Source organism: Actinomadura viridis (genome assembly GCF_015751755.1).
Lineage (GTDB): Bacteria > Actinomycetota > Actinomycetes > Streptosporangiales > Streptosporangiaceae > Spirillospora > Spirillospora viridis.
In genome coordinates, this window is record NZ_JADOUA010000001.1 from 5237618 (window position 1) to 5254913 (window position 17296).

Annotated in this window: 13 protein-coding genes; 6 read left to right on the plus strand and 7 right to left on the minus strand. The window is 73.0% G+C overall.

Annotated elements, in window-relative coordinates:
- Positions 1–9: 9 nt before the first annotated feature.
- The 7 genes from IW256_RS23945 to IW256_RS23975 form a co-directional block, all read right to left on the minus strand.
- Positions 10–1515: a BNR repeat-containing protein gene (locus tag IW256_RS23945; RefSeq protein WP_231403904.1), complete on the minus strand. Its 1506-nt coding sequence runs from the start codon at positions 1513–1515 to the stop codon at positions 10–12.
- Positions 1503–2669: an L-rhamnose isomerase gene (gene rhaI / locus IW256_RS23950; RefSeq protein WP_197013113.1), complete on the minus strand. Its 1167-nt coding sequence runs from the start codon at positions 2667–2669 to the stop codon at positions 1503–1505. Before rhaI ends, IW256_RS23945 begins: the two co-directional genes overlap by 13 nt.
- 21 nt (positions 2670–2690) lie before the next feature.
- Positions 2691–3008 carry an L-rhamnose mutarotase gene (locus tag IW256_RS23955; protein ID WP_197013114.1) on the minus strand — a complete coding sequence of 106 codons (318 nt, stop codon included), beginning with the start codon at positions 3006–3008 and terminating at the stop codon, positions 2691–2693.
- Between the two features lie 113 nt (positions 3009–3121).
- The gene (gene rhaS / locus IW256_RS23960) at positions 3122–4207 is read right to left on the minus strand and encodes a rhamnose ABC transporter substrate-binding protein (RefSeq protein WP_197013115.1); all 1086 of its coding nucleotides are present in this window, start codon (positions 4205–4207) and stop codon (positions 3122–3124) included.
- Between the two features lie 74 nt (positions 4208–4281).
- A complete protein-coding gene (locus tag IW256_RS23965; protein ID WP_197013116.1) occupies positions 4282–5289 on the minus strand; it encodes an ABC transporter permease in 1008 nt (335 codons plus the stop codon).
- A complete protein-coding gene (locus tag IW256_RS23970; protein ID WP_197013117.1) occupies positions 5279–6445 on the minus strand; it encodes an ABC transporter permease in 1167 nt (388 codons plus the stop codon). Before IW256_RS23970 ends, IW256_RS23965 begins: the two co-directional genes overlap by 11 nt.
- 5 nt (positions 6446–6450) lie before the next feature.
- Entirely contained in the window at positions 6451–7995 is a 1545-nt protein-coding gene (locus IW256_RS23975) for a sugar ABC transporter ATP-binding protein (RefSeq protein WP_420535419.1), read from the minus strand.
- Between the two features lie 250 nt (positions 7996–8245).
- Here IW256_RS23975 and IW256_RS23980 point away from each other — a divergent pair, with 250 nt between their 5' ends.
- The 6 genes from IW256_RS23980 (at position 8246) to IW256_RS24005 (ending at position 17082) form a co-directional block, all read left to right on the plus strand.
- Complete coding sequence (locus IW256_RS23980; protein ID WP_197013118.1) at positions 8246–9334, plus strand: LacI family DNA-binding transcriptional regulator; 1089 nt, start codon at positions 8246–8248, stop codon at positions 9332–9334.
- Positions 9331–10071 carry a (Fe-S)-binding protein gene (locus tag IW256_RS23985; RefSeq protein ID WP_197013119.1) on the plus strand — a complete coding sequence of 247 codons (741 nt, stop codon included), beginning with the start codon at positions 9331–9333 and terminating at the stop codon, positions 10069–10071. The genes IW256_RS23980 and IW256_RS23985 overlap by 4 nt, the downstream gene beginning before the upstream one ends.
- An 89-nt stretch (positions 10072–10160) precedes the next feature.
- Positions 10161–11585, plus strand: a complete 1425-nt coding sequence (locus IW256_RS23990; RefSeq protein ID WP_197016508.1) for a LutB/LldF family L-lactate oxidation iron-sulfur protein — start codon at positions 10161–10163, stop codon at positions 11583–11585.
- Positions 11582–12205, plus strand: coding sequence for a LutC/YkgG family protein (locus IW256_RS23995; RefSeq protein ID WP_197013120.1), 624 nt, complete (start codon positions 11582–11584; stop codon positions 12203–12205). The genes IW256_RS23990 and IW256_RS23995 overlap by 4 nt, the downstream gene beginning before the upstream one ends.
- 57 nt (positions 12206–12262) lie before the next feature.
- The gene (locus IW256_RS24000; protein WP_197013121.1) at positions 12263–13699 is read left to right on the plus strand and encodes a rhamnulokinase; all 1437 of its coding nucleotides are present in this window, start codon (positions 12263–12265) and stop codon (positions 13697–13699) included.
- Between the two features lie 356 nt (positions 13700–14055).
- Positions 14056–17082 (plus strand): helix-turn-helix transcriptional regulator, encoded by a 3027-nt coding sequence (locus IW256_RS24005; RefSeq protein ID WP_197013122.1) that lies wholly within the window; start codon positions 14056–14058, stop codon positions 17080–17082.
- Positions 17083–17296 lie beyond the last annotated feature (214 nt).

A 17296-nucleotide genomic window follows, 5' to 3' on the forward strand; every position in this document is an offset into this window, starting at 1 on the left:
AGCCGGGTCTCATCCGAGCCGGAAGTCGATGACGCGGATCGGGGACGGGGTGGTTCCGGTCGACCTGCGCTGGTACATCACCGACAGGACGCCGTCGGACGCCACCCGCGAGTCGTCGACCAGCACCTCGCCGAAGGCGTTGAGGGTGCGGCCGTCCTCGTCGAACGTGCCGTCGTACAGCAGCTTCCAGTCGGTCCAGCCGGTGGCCTTGCTCGCGGCGACCACGCGGCCGAACGGCATGATCACGTAGGCGTTGTCGGACCTGTCGAAGACGATCCTGGAGCGGCCGAACGCCTCGTTCGGCACCGGGATCTCGATCTTGCGCCACTTCCCGGCGGCGTCGCGGGTCAGGTGGAAGGCGCGCGAGTACGCCTTGCGCTGGGCGACGAAGTCGGTGACGCACTGGGTGAACCGGCCCGGCACGTAACTGATGATCACGTGCGGGTTGCCGGCCGCGTCCACGGCCTGGCTCTCCTGGTTCATGAGGGCGTGGTTCGGGTCGATCGGGTCGACGACCAGGCCCTCGTCGTCCAGCGCGACCAGGTCCTGGGTGCCGGTGGCGGCCACCTGCCGTCCCGCGTCGTTGCGCCAGGTACGGCCGCGGTCGTCGGAGTAGACGTAGCCGGTGTCGTGGTTGGACAGCCCGCCCCGGTGGCACAGGACGCCGAAGTTCTGCTCGCGCCAGGTGAACGCGGCGTGCAGGCGGCCGTCCTTGCCGTAGGTGACGCCGTGCACGTACATGTTGCGGGCGTTGCTGGTCTGGCCGTTGCCCGTGTACGTCCCGGCGGCGCTGGACCACTTGCCGAGCTTGGCCCAGGTGCCGCCGTCGTACTCGGCGATCTCGTTGGTGCCGTTGCCGGACCCGCCCGTGCGGTAGACGAGCTGGAGCCTGCGCTCGGGCGTGACGGCGAACTGCGGGTAGGTGATGGAGCCGAGGTCGGTGCCGTCCAGGGTGCGCTGGACGGGTCCGAACCGGCCCGCGTCCCAGCGGCTCGGGGACGGCTCGGACGCCAGGCCCGGCTCGGACTTGACGTAGAAGACCTGGTTGTTGTGGGTGTCCATCGCCACGTGCAGGCGGCCGTCCTGCGGCGAGACCCCCATCGAGATCACGTTGTGGGAGTCGTTCACGGTGAGCTTGTGCGGCAGCGTCACCGCTTTCCACGGCCCGTTCGGCAGGTGGCGCCGCGCGATGACGGCACTCCTGTCGGCCGAATACCACCCGGCGTACTGGTAGCCCGCGTAGGTGAGGATGCCGCTCTGCTGGAACGAGGCGTTGTTGACCAGCCCGTCGTAGGACACGAAGTAGAGCGCGCGGGCGTCCAGCTGCGTGTCGCTCAGCCGCTCCAGGGCGGGCGCCGCAGCAGCCTGGACGGCGGGCGCGGTGGCGTTCGCGGGCGCGTTCCGGGGGGTGAGCGCCACCGCCTGCCCGCCACCGCCCAGGACGGTGACGAGCAGGGCTCCGGCGCCCAGGACCACGGCCTTTCGGGGGGTGATGGCCATGGTCAGGCGCCCCATCCGGCGGCCTGGCCGTCCTTGCGCTCCTCGATGACCTTCTCGTAGTAGCCGGAGGCCAGGTAGGCGGCGATCGGGTCCGCGTCCAGGCCCATCTCCTCGCGCAGCTCGGCCAGCAGCGGCCGGACGTCGGTGTTGTAGGCGTCCATGAACACCGCGTTGGCGCCCAGCACGTCACCGGAGCCCTGGGCGGCGCGCAGCGCGGCGGTGTCCACCAGCAGCGCCTTGGCGGTGGCCTCCTGGACGTTCATCACCGACCGGATCTGCCCCTGGATCTTCGGCTCGATGTTGTGGCACTGGTCGAGCATGAACGCCACCCCGGTCTCGGGGTCGTAGCCGCCGCCCTGGACGACCTCGTGCATGATCCGGAACAGCTGGAACGGGTCGGCCGCGCCCACCATCAGGTCGTCGTCGGCGTAGAAGCGCGAGTTGAAGTCGAAGCCGCCCAGCTTCCCCTCGCGCAGCAGGAACGCCACGATGAACTCGATGTTGGTGCCGGGCGCGTGGTGCCCGGTGTCCACCACGACCTGGGCCTTGGGGCCGAGCTTGAGGCAGTGCGCGTACGAGGTGCCCCAGTCGGGCAGGTCGGTGGTGTAGAACGCCGGCTCGAACAGCTTGTACTCCAGCAGGAACCGCTGGTGGTCGCCGAGCCGCTCGTACACCGCGGACAGGGCCTCGGCCATGCGGTCCTGGCGGGCGCGGATGTCGTCCTGGCCCGGGTAGTTGGTGCCGTCGGAGAACCACAGCTTCAGGTCGCGCGAGCCGGTGGCGTCCATGATGTCGACGCATTCCAGCAGGTGGTCCAGCGCCTTGCGCCGGATGGCCGGGTCAGGGTTGGTGACGCTGCCCAGCATGTAGTCGTCGTCCTGGAAGACGTTGGTGTTGATGGCGCCGATCTGGACGCCCCGCTCCTTGGCGTAGGCGGCCAGCGCGCCGTAGTCGTCCACGGTGTCCCACGGGATGTGCAGGGCGACGCTGGGAGCCACTCCGGTGAAGCGGTGCACCTGGGCCGCGTCGTCGATCTTCTCCTGCGGGGTGCGCGGCACGCCGCGCTGGGCGAACACCTTGAACCGGGTGCCGGAGTTGCCGTACGCCCACGAGGGGGTCTCGATGTGCTGACGGCGCAGGGCGTCCTTCGCCGCGCTGATGTCGGTCACGGGGGTTCCTCTCCGAATCCTCTAGTCCAGGTGGAAGACCTCGGTCAACGGCCGCATCCCCTCGTCGGGGCGGCCGTCCAGGTCCTCGAAGAAGGGCGCCATCTCGGCCTGCCAGCGCGCGTTGACGTCGGTGCGTTCCATGCCGTCCAGGGCCGCCTCGAAGTCGTCGGTCTCCAGGTAGCCGACGAGGAGGCCGTCTTCGCGCAGGAAGAGCGAGTAGTTGCGCCAACCGGTGTCGCGGAGCGCGGCCCGCATCTCCGGCCAGACCGCGGCGTGCCGCTCCCGGTACTCCTCCAGGCGGTCCTGCTTCACCTTGAGCAGGAAGCAGACGCGTTTCACGAGGATCTCCCTCTGGGTGGACCGGCCCTCCCCGCCGTGACCGGTGACCGGCGGCCGGTCGCCGGAGCGGCCGGCCGCACGGCCGGGAACGCGGCCACGGCGGGGGCGGGAGGTCAGAAGTTGTACTGGTCGATGTTCTTGGCGTCGAAGACGGTCGGCGGGCCGAGGATGACCTCGCCGTTGGCGCCGACGGTGCGCTCGCCGAGCTTGCCGGCCTTGAACTTCTCACCCTCCGCACCGGTGATCTGGCCGGAGGCCAGCGCGGCGGCGGCGTAGGAGGCCAGGTAGCCCAGGTTCTTGGGGTCCCAGAGCGCGAACTGCTTGACGGTGCCGTCCTTGACGAACTGCCGCATCTGGTTGGGCGTGCCCAGGCCGGTCAGCGTGACCTTGCCCTTGTACTTGGAGCCGCCGATGTAGCGGGCGGCGGCGGCGATGCCGACGGTGGTCGGGGAGATGATGCCCTTGAGGTTGGGGTACGCCTGCAGCAGGCCCTGGGTCTGCTGGAACGACTTCTGGTCGTCGTCGTCACCGTAGGCGATCTTGACGAGCTTCATGCCGGAGTACTCCGGCTTCTTCAGCTCGTCCTGCATGAACTTGATCCAGGTGTTCTGGTTGGTGGCGTTGGCGGTCGCCGACAGGATCGCGATCTCGCCCTTGCCGCCGATCTGGTCGCTCAGCAGCTTGACCTGGCTGCGCCCGATCTCCTCGGAGCTGGCCTGGTTGATGAACAGGTTCCGGCAGTCCTTGGCGGTGTCGGAGTCGTAGGCCACGATCTTGACGTTCTTGGCCATGGCCGCCTTGAGCGGGCCGCACACCGCGTTCTCGTCGTTGGCCGCGATCAGGATCGCGTCGTGCCGCTGCTGGACGAGGGTGTTGATGTAGGAGACCTGCGAGGAGGCCGAGGCGTCGGACGGGCCGACCTCCTTGGCCTCGCCGCCGTACTCCTTGGCCGCGGCGATGCCGGCGTTGTCGACGATCGTCTCGTAGGGGTTGTTGACCTGCTTGGGCAGGAACGCGATCTTCAGTCCCTTCTTGATCGGGGCGTTGGGGTTGGCCGAGGCCTGCCCGCCGGCGGCGGTGCCGTTCCCGTTGGAGGAGGCGGAGTCCTTGGTCGTGCCACCGCAGGCGGCCAGCGAGAGGGCCAGCGCGCTGACGGTGGCCATCGCGGCGAAGCGCGGCATCCGCACACGGACGGTCATGATCTTTGCCTTTCGGGGGTGGTGGGGAGGGTGGCGGCGGGGGGCTGTCCAGAGGTCGGGGACGGGTGCACGGGTCAGGACGAGGCCGCCGGGGCGGGGGACGCGGGTCGCGCGCCCCCGCCCTTGGCTCGGGACTCGCGCACCACGGCGATCAGCCGTGGGGTGAGGACCGAGACGATCAGCAGCAGGCCGGTGACGATCGACTGGATCTCGGTGGAGACGTCGTTGAGCATCAGCAGGTTGCGCAGCAGGCCGATCAGCAGCACCGCGGCGATGACGCCGCCGAGGGTGCCCTTGCCGCCGTCGAAGTCGATGCCGCCCAGCAGGACCGCGGCGATGACGGTGAGTTCCAGGCCGAGGCCGTTGTCGGCGCGGGCGCTGCCGTAGCGCAGCGTGAACACGATCCCGGCGAACCCGGCGACGACCCCGGAGACCACGAACAGCACCAGCTTGATCCGCTTGACCCGGATGCCGGCGAAGTAGGCGGCGTCCTCCTGGGAGCCGATCGCGAACAGGGAGCGCCCGAGGCCGGTGGCGTGCAGCACCACGGCCGTCACGATGGCCAGCAGGGCGAACAGCGCGATCGGGTACGGGATGGGCGTGCCCGGGACCGAGGTGGTGGCCAGGTCGGTGTAGCGCTGCGGGAACTGGGCGATGGCCTCGGTCCCCAGCACCACGTACGCCAGGCCGCGGTAGAGCGTCATCGTGCCGATGGTCACCGCCAGGGACGGCAGGCCGAGGCGTGTGACCAGCAGGCCGTTGATCAGTCCGCAGACCACGCCGACCACCAGCACCAGCGGGATGATCGTCTCGATCGCCCAGCCGGCGTTCCACAGCCATCCGGTCAGGGCGCTGCACAGGCCCAGCACCGAGGCGACCGACAGGTCCACCTGGCCGCACACCACCAGCAGGGTCATCGGGAGCGCGATCAGCGCGATCTCGCTCAGGTCGCCGAGCGCGAACGAGAGGTTGTCGCCGTTGGCGAAGTCCGGGGAGACCCCGGCGCCGCCCACGAAGACCAGCACCAGCAGCGCGGTGACGGCGGTCTCCCAGCGGATCAGTCCGCGTGCGTCAAACTTCATCGCGGGCGTTCCCTTCTTCCTTGGCGGTGGCCGCCGCCGTGGCCGCCGGGCCGCCGCCGGCGGCGTCGCCCGCGCCGTTCCCGTTGCCGTTGCCGTTGGCGCGGCGGCGGCCTCGCCTGGACCTGGACTTGGCCTTGAGCGTCCGGGTGACGCGCAGGGCCAGCAGCCGGTCCACGCTGATGGCCAGCAGGAGCAGCACGCCGGTGATGGCGTCCTGCCAGAACGGGTTGACCTTGAGCACCACCAGCACGCTGCCGATGGTGGTGAGGAGGAGGGCGCCCAGCGCCGCGCCGTACACGGTGCCGACGCCGCCGACGATGGCGACGCCGCCGACCACGACCGCGCTGACGACCTTCAGTTCCCAGCCGTTGGCGGCGTCGGCGACCACGGTGCCGAACCGGGCCAGCCACAGCACCCCGGCCAGGCCGGCCAGCACGCCGCTGACCAGGTAGGCGGAGAGCACCCGGCGGCGGATCGGGACGCCGGCCAGGCGGGCGGCCTCGGGGTTGGAGCCGATCGCGTAGAACTCCCGGCCCGAGGAGTAGGAGCGCAGGTAGAACCCGATGCCGAGCATGACCACCACGGTGATGATCGGCAGGTACGGGATCCCCAGCAGCGCGTCGTTGCCCAGGGCCAGGACGGAGGAGGGCAGGTCGGAGGCGCTGATCTGCTCGCCGTGCGCGACGTAGTGGTCGATCCCCTGGATCACGTACAGCGTGCCCAGGGTGACCACCAGGGCGGGCACCCGGCAGAAGCTGACCAGCAGGCCGTTCACCAGCCCGCACAGCGCGCCGATGAGCAGGCCGAGCAGGATCACCAGCAGCACGTTGCGGTCGGTGCCGGCGGCGAACTTGCCGGTGACGAACGCCACCAGCCCGACCACCGACCCGACCGACAGGTCGATGTTGCGGGTGACCACGACCATCGTCTGGCCGACCGCGAGCAGGGCCAGGATGGAGGCGTTGAGGAAGATGTCCTCCACGCCCTGCGCGGACAGGAACCGGGGGTTGGCGATCGTGGTGGCGACCACCAGGACGACCAGGGCCCCGGCGATGCTCAGCTCGCGGGCGCGCAGCACCAGGTCGACCAGCCGGCCGTTGCCGGTGGACGGCGGCCCGGAGGGGGGCTTGGTAGGGGTTTCGGCGAGTACGGTCATCGGTGTCAGGCCGCCCTTCCGGAGCCGTGACCGGCGCGGCCGGTCGCCGCGGCCATGACGGTCTCCTCGGTGGCGTCCGCGCGGGAGATCTCGGCGGTCAGCCGGCCCTCGTGCATCACCAGCACCCGGTCGGCCATGCCGAGCACCTCGGGCAGGTCGGAGGAGATCATCAGCACCGCCAGGTCCTGCCCGGCCAGCTCCGACAGCAGCCGGTGCACCTCGGCCTTGGTGCCGACGTCGATGCCGCGGGTGGGCTCGTCGACGATCAGCACGGCCGGCTCGGTGGCCAGCCACTTGGCCAGCACGACCTTCTGCTGGTTGCCGCCCGACAGCACGCCGACGGTGTCGGTGAGGCGGGCGTACTTCAGCTGGAGGCGCAGCGCCCAGTCGGCGGCGCGGTCCCGTTCCACCTTGCGGGAGATCAGGGGGCCGCGGCCGGTGGCGCGGCGCAGCGAGCGCAGCTGGGTCAGGCCCATGTTGCGTTCGATGGACATGTCCATGACCAGGCCCTGCTGGCGGCGGTCCTCGGGGACGAGCGCGACGCCCGCCGACATCGCCGCGGTGGGGCTGCCGGCCGGCAGCGCGTTGCCGGCCACCTCGACGCTCCCGGCGTCCCAGCGGTCCACCCCGAAGATCGCGCGGGCGACCTCGCTGCGGCCCGCGCCGACCAGCCCGGCCAGCGCGACGATCTCGCCGCGCCGCACCTCGAAGGACACGTCGGTGAACGCGCCCTCACGGGTCAGCCGGGACACCTTCAGCACGACCTCGCCGGGGGTGACCTCCTGCTTGGGGTACAGCGCGCCGAGCTCGCGCCCGACCATCCGCTGGACCAGGTCGTCGGGGGTGAGCCCGGCGACCGGCTCGGTGGCGATGTAGGTGCCGTCACGCAGCGTGGTGACCGTCTGGCACAGCTCGAAGATCTCCTCGAGCCGGTGCGAGATGAACAGGATCGCGCAGCCCTGCTCCTTGAGGGTGCGGGTCACCGTGAACAGGCGGGCGACCTCCTGGCCGGTCAGCGCGGCGGTCGGCTCGTCCATGATCAGCACCCGGGCGTCCCGGGAGATGGCCTTGGCGATCTCCACCACCTGCTGGTCGGCGATCGACAGGCCGCGGGCGGGCTGCTGCGGCTCCAGCGCGACGCCGAGGCGGGCGAACAGCTCGGCGGTCTGCTCGTGCATGGCGCGGCGGTCGATGCGGCCGAGCCCGGTGCGGGGCTGCCGGCCCATGAAGATGTTCTCCGCGACCGACAGGTCGGGGAACAGGGTGGGCTCCTGGTAGATGACCGCGACGCCCGCCTGCTGCGCGTCGGCGGGCCCGTGGAAGACCACCGGTTCTCCGTCCACGAGCACCTCGCCCGAATCGGGCCGGTGCACGCCTGCGAACGTTTTGACGACGGTGGACTTGCCGGCGCCGTTCTCGCCGGCCAGCGCGTGCACCTCGCCGGCGCGCAGCTCCAAGGTGACGCCCTGCAGGGCCTTGACGGCGCCGAACGACTTGCTCACGCTGACCAGTGCCAATGTCGGCGGCGCCGACCGAGCGGGTGCGCTCACGGCCACCCTCCTCGCTGGGGTGATCTGTAACCGGATGATGAAAAACGTTTTAACGCGATGTTGCGGAGGACGCTAGATGTGAGCCGAAGCACTCGTCAAGAGGCTCTTGCCGCGGAACCCCCCGGTGAGAGGCCGTGAACCCCGACGCCATCGGGGAAAAGAGATCTTTGCCGGATGCGTGCGGAGGCCCCCGGAACGCGGCGGTGCCCTGGGGGAACTTCCGACCACGGGGTTGACACGTTTTAAACACATGACCCAGAGTGAGCGCGGCACACCAGCGGAACGAGACCGGGGGCACAGCGTGGGCACCGTGGGGATCAAACAGGTCGCCGAGCATGCGGGAGTGTCCCCCGGCACGGTCTCCAACGTGCTCAACCGGCCCGAGCGGGTGGCCGCGGCGACCCGCGCCCGGGTGGAGCGGTCGATCCGGGAGCTGGGCTTCGTCCGCAACGGCTCGGCCTCCACCCTGCGCGCCGGGCACAGCAGCACGGTCGGGCTGATGGTCCTCGACCTGGCCAACCCGTTCTTCACCGACGTGGCCCGCGGGGTCGAGGACGTCGCCAGCGAGCGCGGCTACGCGGTGCTGCTGTCCTCCTCCGCCGAGTCCGGAGAGCGCGAGCAGCACAACATCCGGGTGTTCGCCGAGCAGCGGGTGCGCGGCGTCCTGCTCACCCCCGTGGGCGACGACGGGAAGAACGCCGACCGGCTGCGCGAGCGCGGCGTGCCGGTCGTCCTTCTCGACCACCCCACCCCGCGCGCCAACCAGTGCTCGGTCGCGGTCGACGACGTGGCCGGAGGCGAGCTGGCGGTCGGCCAGCTGCTGGCCGAGGGCGCCCGTACCCTCACGTTCGTGACCGGCCCGGCGGCGCTGCGGCAGTGCGCCGACCGCCGCAAGGGCGCGCTGCGGGCGCTGCGCGCCGCGGACCTGGGCCGCGAGGCGATGCGGGAGCTGACGGTGCCGGCGATGAACGCGCGCGCCGGGCAGGAGGCGGCCCGCCGGCTGCTGGCCGACGGATCGCTGCCCGACGCCATCTTCTGCGCCAACGACCTGCTCGCGCTGGGGGTCATGCGGGTGCTGCTGCAGGCGGGCGTCAAGGTGCCGACCGACGTGGCCCTCATCGGGTACGACGACATCGAGTTCTCGGCCGCCGCGGCGGTCCCGCTGAGCTCGGTGCGCCAGCCCACCTACCAGCTGGGGCGGATCGCCACCGAACTGCTGCTGGAGGAGTGCGATGATCCTGACGGGCACGCGCACCAGCAGGTCATGTTCCAGCCGGAGCTGGTCGTGCGCGACTCCAGCCGCCGCGAGGGCGCCGGCGCCCAGGGAGGGCCACTATGAAGATCGCGCTGTTCGTCACCTGCCTGAACGACACGATGTTCCCCGGCACCGGCCAGGCGTCGGTCCGGCTGCTGCGCAGGCTCGGCCACGAGGTGGACTTCCCCACCGCGCAGACCTGCTGCGGCCAGATGCACTTCAACACCGGCTACCGGCGCCAGACGGTCCCGATGGTGCGCGGCTTCGCCGAGGCGTTCGCCGGGTACGAGGCGGTGGTGACCCCCTCGGCCTCCTGCGCGGCGATGATCCGCGACTGGCACCCCAAGATCGCCGTCGAGGAGGGTGACGGCGGGCTGTCCGGCCGGGTCGCCGAGGTGGTCCCCAAGGTCTACGAGCTGTCGGAGTTCCTGGTGGACGTTCTCGGCGTGACCGACGTGGGCGCCTACTTCCCCTACCGCGTCACCTACCATCCGACCTGCCACTCGCTGCGGATGCTGCACGTGGGCGACCGGCCGCTGCGGCTGCTGCGCGAGGTGCGCGGCATCGACCTGGTCGAGCTGCCCGAGGCGACCGAGTGCTGCGGGTTCGGGGGGACGTTCGCGCTGAAGAACTCGGAGGTGTCCGCGGCCATGTGCGCCGACAAGGTGACCAACGTGCGCTCCACCGGGGCCGAGGCGCTGTGCTCGGCCGACAACTCCTGCCTGATGCACATCGGCGGCGCGCTCACGCGGACCCGGTCCGGGGTACGGACCGTGCACCTGGCCGAGGTCCTCGCCGCCACGGAGGACGACCGCGCATGAAGCACCAGCACGCGACAGACCCCGCCGCGCCCCGGAAGGCCGGCGCGAAGCCCACCGGCGGCGAGGCGGCCATGCCCACCTACCTGGGGATGCCCGCCTTCCCCGAGGCCGCGCGGCGCGCCGTCGCCGACACCCGGCTGCGGCACAACCTCGCCCACGCCACCGGCACCATCCGGGGCCGCCGCGAGGCCGCGGTCGCCGAGCTGGACGACTGGCAGGCGCTGCGCGAGGCCGGCCGGCAGATCAAGGACCATGTGCTGGCCGACCTCGGGCACTACCTGCGCCTCCTGGAGGAGCGGGTCACCGAGGCCGGCGGCACCGTGCACTGGGCCCGCGACGCCGCCGAGGCCAACCGGATCGTCGCCGACCTGGTGAAGGCCACCGGCGAGACCGAGGTCGTCAAGGTCAAGTCGATGGCCACCCAGGAGATCGGGCTCAACGAGGCGCTGGCCGAGGAGGGCATCACCGCCTACGAGACCGACCTGGCCGAGCTGATCGTGCAGCTCGGCCACGACCGGCCCTCCCACATCCTGGTCCCCGCGATCCACCGCAACCGCGCCGACATCCGCGACATCTTCCGCCGCGAGATGCCGGACGCCCCGGCCGGGCTGTCGGACTCCCCCGCCGAGCTGGCCGAGGCCGCGCGCCGCCACCTGCGGGCCAAGTTCCTGTCGGCCAAGGTCGCGGTGTCGGGCGTCAACTTCGCCGTCGCCGACACCGGCACCCTGGTGGTGCTGGAGTCGGAGGGCAACGGCCGGATGTGCCTCACCCTCCCCGAGACGCTGATCTCGGTGATGGGCGTGGAGAAGCTGGTGCCCAGCTGGCGGGACCTGGAGGTCTTCCTCCAGACGCTGCCCCGCTCCTCCACCGCCGAGCGGATGAACCCCTACACCTCCACCTGGACCGGGATCTCCCCCGGCGACGGCCCCCGCGACTTCCACCTGGTGCTGCTGGACAACGGCCGCACCGCCACGCTGGCCGACGAGGTGGGACGGCAGGCGCTGCGCTGCATCCGCTGCTCGGCGTGCCTGAACGTGTGCCCGGTGTACTCCCGCGCCGGCGGCCACGCCTACGGCTCGCCCTATCCCGGGCCGATCGGCGCGATCCTCTCGCCGCAGATCCGCGGGATCGGGTCGCCGGTGGACGCCTCGCTGCCGTACGCCTCGTCGCTGTGCGGGGCGTGCTTCGAGGCGTGCCCGGTCGCCATCGACATCCCCGAGGTGCTGGTGCACCTGCGCGCCCGCGCCGTGGAGAGCTCGCGCAAGCATCCGATGGAACGTGCGGTGATGGGCATCGCCGGCTGGACGCTGCGTTCCCCCGCCCGGCTCGGGATGGCGCAGCGCGCGGCGTCGGCGAGCCGATGGGTGGTCGGCCGCGGCGGGCGGATCCGCCGCCTGCCGGGCCCGCTGAAGGCGTGGACCGACACCAGGGACGCGCCCGCGCCGCCGCGGGAGTCCTTCCGGGCCTGGTGGGCCCGCACCGACGGCGGCCGGAACGAGGAGGGCGGGAAATGAGCGCGCGGGACGACATCCTCGGCCGGATCGACCGCATCGCGCCGCCCCGGGACGCCGCCGGGATCGCCGCGTCCTACGCCGCGATCGACCGTTCCTACCTGCGCCGTCACCACGAGGACGGCATCCTGGACCTGTTCGCCGAACGGGTCGCCGACTACCGCGCCGGAGTGCGCCGGGTCACCTCCGGGGAGCTGCCCGGCGCGGTCGCCGCGGCGCTGGCGGCCCGGCCGGGCACCCACGCGGTCCCCGGCGGACTGCCCGCCGCGTGGCTCGCCGACGCCGACCCCGTCCTGCTCACCCGTGATCCGGCGGTCGCGGACCTGGACGGGCTGGCCGGCGCCGTCACCGGCTGCGCGGCGGCCATCGCCGAGACCGGCACGATCGTCCTGGACCACGGCCCGGGGCAGGGGCCGCGCGCGCTGTCGCTGGTCCCCGACTACCACCTCATCGTCGTCACCGCCGAGCAGGTCGCCGCCGACGTCCCCGAGGCGCTGGAGCGCCTGGACCCGCGCCGGCCGCTGACCTTCGTCTCCGGCCCCTCGGCCACCAGCGACATCGAGCTGTCCAGGGTGGAGGGCGTGCACGGCCCCCGCACCCTGGAAGTCCTGCTCGTCTCGTGAGCGCCGCCTCATGAGAGCCCTCACCATGATCGCCCTCTGCATGATCGGCACACCGGCATGACCACCACCCCCACCTTCGCGGCCGTCGACCTCGGCGCCTCCAGCGGGCGCGTGATGACCGCCCGGATCGGCGCGGGAACGCTCGACCTCACCGAGGTGCACCGCTTCCCCAACCGCCCGGTCCGGGCCAACGGCACCCTGTACTGGGACCTGCTCGGCCTCTACGGCAACGTGCTGGACGGCCTGCGCGCCGCCCCTCCGGAACTGGTCTCGGTGGGCATCGACTCCTGGGCGGTCGACTACGGCCTGCTGGACGGGAACGGCACGCTGCTCGGCAACCCCGTGCACTACCGCGACACCCGTACCGACGGGGTCATGGAACGGGTCCGCGCCGAGGTCGGCGACGATCTGCTCTACCAGGTCTCGGGCCTGCAGTTCCTGCCGTTCAACACCGTCTACCAGCTGGTGGCGGCCCGGGCGGACCTGGAGCGGGCCGAGACCCTGCTCCTCATCCCCGACCTGCTGGCGTTCTGGCTGACCGGGCAGGTCGGCGCCGAGCGCACCAACGCCTCCACCACGGGGCTCCTGGACGTCCGCGAGGGCGTCTGGTCCGGGACGCTGATCGAGCGGCTCGGCCTCCCCGGCCGCCTGCTGCCCGGGCTGCGCGAGCCCGGCGAGGTCATCGGACGGCCGCGGCCGGAAGTGGCCGAGGAGACCGGGGTCGCGGCCGGGCTCGCGGTGACCGCCGTGGCCTCCCACGACACCGCCTCGGCCGTCGCCGCCGTCCCCGCGACCACCGGCCGGTTCGGCTACATCTCGTGCGGCACCTGGTCGCTGGTCGGGGTGGAACTGCCCGCGCCCGTCCTCGGCGAGGAGAGCCGCAAGGCCAACTTCACCAACGAGGGCGGCGTCGACGGGACCGTCCGGTACCTGCGCAACGTGATGGGGCTGTGGCTGCTGCAGGAGTCGATGCGCGCCTGGGGCTCACCCGACCTGCCCGCACTGCTCGCCGAGGCCGAACGGGTGCCCGCGCTGCGCTCGCTCGTCGACCCCGACGATCCCGAGTTCCTTCCGCCGGGCGACATGCCGTCGCGGATCGCCGCGCACTGCGTCCGGCGGGGGTTCCCCGAGCCGCGCACCCGGGCGGAGGTCGTCCGGTGCGTGCTGGACAGCCTCGCCCTGGCGCACCGGCGCACCCTGCGGGAGGCGGTGCGCCTGTCGGGACGGGAGGTGGAGGTCGTCCACCTGGTCGGCGGCGGCAGCCGCAACGACCTGCTGTGCCGCCTCACCGCCGACGCCTGCGGCCTGCCGGTCGTCGCCGGCCCGGTCGAGGCCACGGCGCTGGGCAACGTGCTCGTCCAGGCCCGTGCCCACGGCGTCGTCGGCGACCTGGCGGAGATGCGCGACCTGGTCGCGCGCACCCAGACGCTCCGCCGGTACGAGCCCGGCGGCGACGCCGCCGCGTGGGCCGAGGCGGCGGACCGCCTGCGCTGACCCGCGCCTTCACCCGGCGTCCGGGCCTCCGCCGCCCGCCCGTGCCGCGCGGGTCGCCGGTTCGCCCGGCGTACCGCCGGCGCGGGTGCGAGGATGGGACCGCGCCGGCCGGTTCGGCCGCCCCGGTTGACACGGGCGCGCCGATGACGGTTGATAGCACATGACCGGAGCGTCGGGGACGTCCGGCGCACCGGCGACCGTGGCCCGCACCGGCCACGGCGGGATTCCGGTGCGCCGTCCACTCCGTCCGCCCACCGATCAGTACTATGACCCGGCGAGATCCGGGACTCACACGAGACGTACGCAAGCAGAACGATCAGGACGCATCGACCGCCTGTCACTGTTGGGGTGTGGACATGGAGGGGAGCGCGGACCGGCACGCGGGGGGCTTGAGGGCCGACACCCCGCTCATCGGGCGGCGGACGGCGCTGCGCGTCCTGGACGGGGCGCTCGATTCCGCGGCCGGCGGTTCGTTCCGTTTCCTTGCGCTGTCGGGCGACCCGGGCGCGGGCAAGACGCGGCTGCTGGGCGAGCTGGCCGACGCCGCCGCGGCCCGCAAGCACCCGGTGCTGGCCGGCCGCGCCGCCGAGTTCGAGCAGCAGATGCCCTTCGGCGCCCTGGTCGACGCGCTCGACGACCAGCTGGAGGAGCGCCGTCCCGCCCTCAACCCCGCGACCGCGCGGCTGCTGTCCACCGTCTTCCCCGCGCTGACCGGCCTGGCCGCGGACCCGTACGGCGACGCGGAGGCCCCGGCCCCCCAGCTCGCCCCGGACGCGGACGCCGGCGCGGCGGACGCGGAGGGCGGCCCGGGGCCCCTGGGCATCGCCCGCTACCAGTTGCACCGTGCCATCCGGCACCTGCTGGAGGAGCTGGCCTCCGACAACGGCCTGGTCCTGGTGCTCGACGACGTCCACTGGGCCGACGACGCCTCCATCGAGCTGCTGGGCTACCTGGTGCGCCATCCGCCGCGCGCCCGGGTGCTGATCGGCGTCGCCTACCGCCCGGCGCAGGCGTCCCCGCACCTGGCCACCCTCGTCGACATCGCCGGCGAGCACGGCGTCAGCGTCTCCGCCGACCCGTTCACCCCGGCGGAGGTCGAGGAGTTCCTCGGCCCGGGCGTGACCCGCGCCCGCTGCCAGGCCCTCTACGAGGCCAGCGGCGGCAACCCCTTCTACCTGGAGGCGCTGGCCCGCAAGGAGGGCGCGGCCGAGCCGTCCCGCGCCGAGGAGACCGGCGCCGAACGCTGGGGCGCGCTGCCCGACCTCGGCGAGATCACCGAGCTGCCGCCCGCGGTGCGCACGGCTCTGCGGGTCGAGCTGAGCGGCCTGGACGAGACCTCGCTGCTGGTGGCCCGGGCCGCCGCGGTGGCGGCCGACGAGTTCGAGCCGGCGCTGGCCGCCGCCGGCGCGCAGCTGCCCGAGACCGAGGCGCTGGCCGCGCTCGACGACCTGGTGGCCCGCGACGTGGTCCGCCCTGCCGCGGCCGGGCGGTTCCGGTTCCGCCACCCCCTGGTCCGGCACGTGGTGTACGGGTCGGCCGCGGCCGGCTGGCGGCTGGCCGCGCACGCCCGGATCGCCCGCCATCTGGCCGGGCTCGGCGCCCCGGCGACGCTGCGCGCCCACCACGTGGAGCGTTCGGCCGGGTTCGGCGACCGGGAGGCGATCGCGACGCTGGTCGAGGCGGCCCGCACGGTGGCGCCGCAGGCCCCGGCGACCGCCGCGCACTGGCTGGAGGCCGCCCTGCGCCTCATGCCCGAGGCCGGGCCCGGCGACGAGGACGGCCCGTTCCCCCGGGTCCGGCTGCTGGTCGAGCTGGCGCACGCCCAGACCGTCAGCGGCCGGCTCGTGGAGGGCCGCGAGACCACCCGGACGCTGCTGCGCCTGCTGCCGCCCGACGACCACGCCCGCCGCGCCCGCGCGGTGCAGATGTGCGCGGTGATCGAACGGCAGCTGGACCGCCACCAAGAGGCCCGCGCCCTCGTCCTGGACGAGCTGCACCGCATCCCCGACCCGCAGGCGCCCGCCGCCGTCCTGCTGCGCGTCCGCCTGGTCGCCGACCGGCTCATGCGCGTCGACATCCGCGGCGCCCAGGCGGTGCTCGACCGCATGCCCGAGAACGCCCCCGACTGGCAGCCGGGCCTGCGGGTCGCGGTCGCCTCCCTGCGGGTGCTGCCCGCCTACGCCGCCGGGCGCGTGGCCGACGCCGTCGCCTACGCCGAGGCCGCGGAACGGGTCTTCGCCGCCGCCCCCGACAGCCATATCGCCGAGGCGCTGGACACCGTGCCGTGGCTGTGCTGGACCGAGATCATGATGGGCCGGTACGACGACGCGCTGCGCCGCATCGAGCGCAGCATCGCCATCGCGCGGGCCACCGGGCAGACGTCCTACATCACCTACCTGCTCAACGCGCAGGCGCGGGCGTACACGCTGCTGGGCCGGCTGGACGAGGCGTCGGACGCGGCCGAGGAGGCCACCGAGACCGCCCGTCTGCTGCGTTCCGGCGAGGGACTGGTCTTCGGCCTCACCCAGCAGTGCCTGGTCGCGAGCTGGTCCGGTGATCACGACCGGGCGCTGCGGCTGGGCGAGGAGGCGGTCGGCGGCGACCTGGGCGCCGGGGAGTGGTGGGGCGCCATGGCCCGCTACGCCCGGGGGGTCGCGCTGATCAACGCCGGGCGGCCGGACGAGGGCGCGGTCGCCGTCCTGGAGGCGTGCGGCGACCCCGCCGCGCCCCAGCTCGACCCGTCCACCCTGCTGACGTGCGCCGAGATGCTGGCCTATGTCGAGTCCTGCCGGGAGAAGGGCGGCGATCCCGGCAGGTGGGCGGAGATCGCCGACATGCTGGGCGGCCTCGGGCTGCCGGCCGACGCGGGGCTGGTCCGGCTGGCCCGCGCGCACGCCGTCCGCCCGTCGGACCCGGCCGCCGCCGCCGCGCTGGCCACCGAGGCCGGGGCGCTGCTGGCCGGCGCCGGCCGGCGGATCGAGGCCGGCCGCGCCGAGCTGACCGCGGGCCTGGCGCATCACGCCGCCGGTGACCGCGACCGGGCGCGGGAGCGGCTCCGCGCCGCCGTCGCGCTGTTCGACGCGTGCGGCGCGCGGGCGCTGTCGGCCCAGACCGTCCGCGAGCAGCGCAGGCTGGGCGTCCGGGTGGCCTCCCCCCGCCGGGGCGGGCGCGGCGAGGCGCCGTTCGGCCTGTCCCCCCGCGAGCACGAGATCGCCACCCTGGTCGCCCAGGGCTGCACCAACCAGCAGGTGGCCGAGAAGCTGTTCCTCAGCGTCCGGACGGTCGAGACCCACCTGTCCCGGGTCTTCGGCAAGCTCGGGGTGTCCTCGCGGGTCGGGGTGGCCACCGCCCTCAACGCCCGTGCCGCCGGCCGCGACTCCTGAGCCGCGCCCGCCCGCCCTCGCGTGACGGAACGGCGCCGGCACGGCGGCCCCCGGCGTCGATTCGGTTCATGATCCGGACGACAATGAACCGTCCGGTCGAAACCGGACTCTAATCCGGCGCGGGCACCCATGACCCGTGCCCGCGAATACGGGTTTTCCACGATGTCGTTCCGTCGTAGGGGGCTGCCATCGTTGGACCGACATTGAGCCGGGA

Bases quoted from the DNA above. Each gene is read 5' to 3' on its own strand.
- IW256_RS23945 (WP_231403904.1), bottom strand. From the start codon at position 1,515: ATGGGGCGCCTGACCATGGCCATCACCCCCCGAAAGGCCGTGGTCCTG.
- rhaS (WP_197013115.1), bottom strand. From the start codon at position 4,207: ATGACCGTCCGTGTGCGGATGCCGCGCTTCGCCGCGATGGCCACCGTC.
- IW256_RS23965 (WP_197013116.1), bottom strand. From the start codon at position 5,289: ATGAAGTTTGACGCACGCGGACTGATCCGCTGGGAGACCGCCGTCACC.
- IW256_RS23970 (WP_197013117.1), bottom strand. From the start codon at position 6,445: ATGACCGTACTCGCCGAAACCCCTACCAAGCCCCCCTCCGGGCCGCCG.
- IW256_RS23980 (WP_197013118.1), top strand. From the start codon at position 8,246: ATGACCCAGAGTGAGCGCGGCACACCAGCGGAACGAGACCGGGGGCAC.
- IW256_RS23985 (WP_197013119.1), top strand. From the start codon at position 9,331: ATGAAGATCGCGCTGTTCGTCACCTGCCTGAACGACACGATGTTCCCC.
- IW256_RS23990 (WP_197016508.1), top strand. From the start codon at position 10,161: ATGCCCGCCTTCCCCGAGGCCGCGCGGCGCGCCGTCGCCGACACCCGG.
- IW256_RS23995 (WP_197013120.1), top strand. From the start codon at position 11,582: ATGAGCGCGCGGGACGACATCCTCGGCCGGATCGACCGCATCGCGCCG.
- IW256_RS24000 (WP_197013121.1), top strand. From the start codon at position 12,263: ATGACCACCACCCCCACCTTCGCGGCCGTCGACCTCGGCGCCTCCAGC.
- IW256_RS24005 (WP_197013122.1), top strand. From the start codon at position 14,056: ATGGAGGGGAGCGCGGACCGGCACGCGGGGGGCTTGAGGGCCGACACC.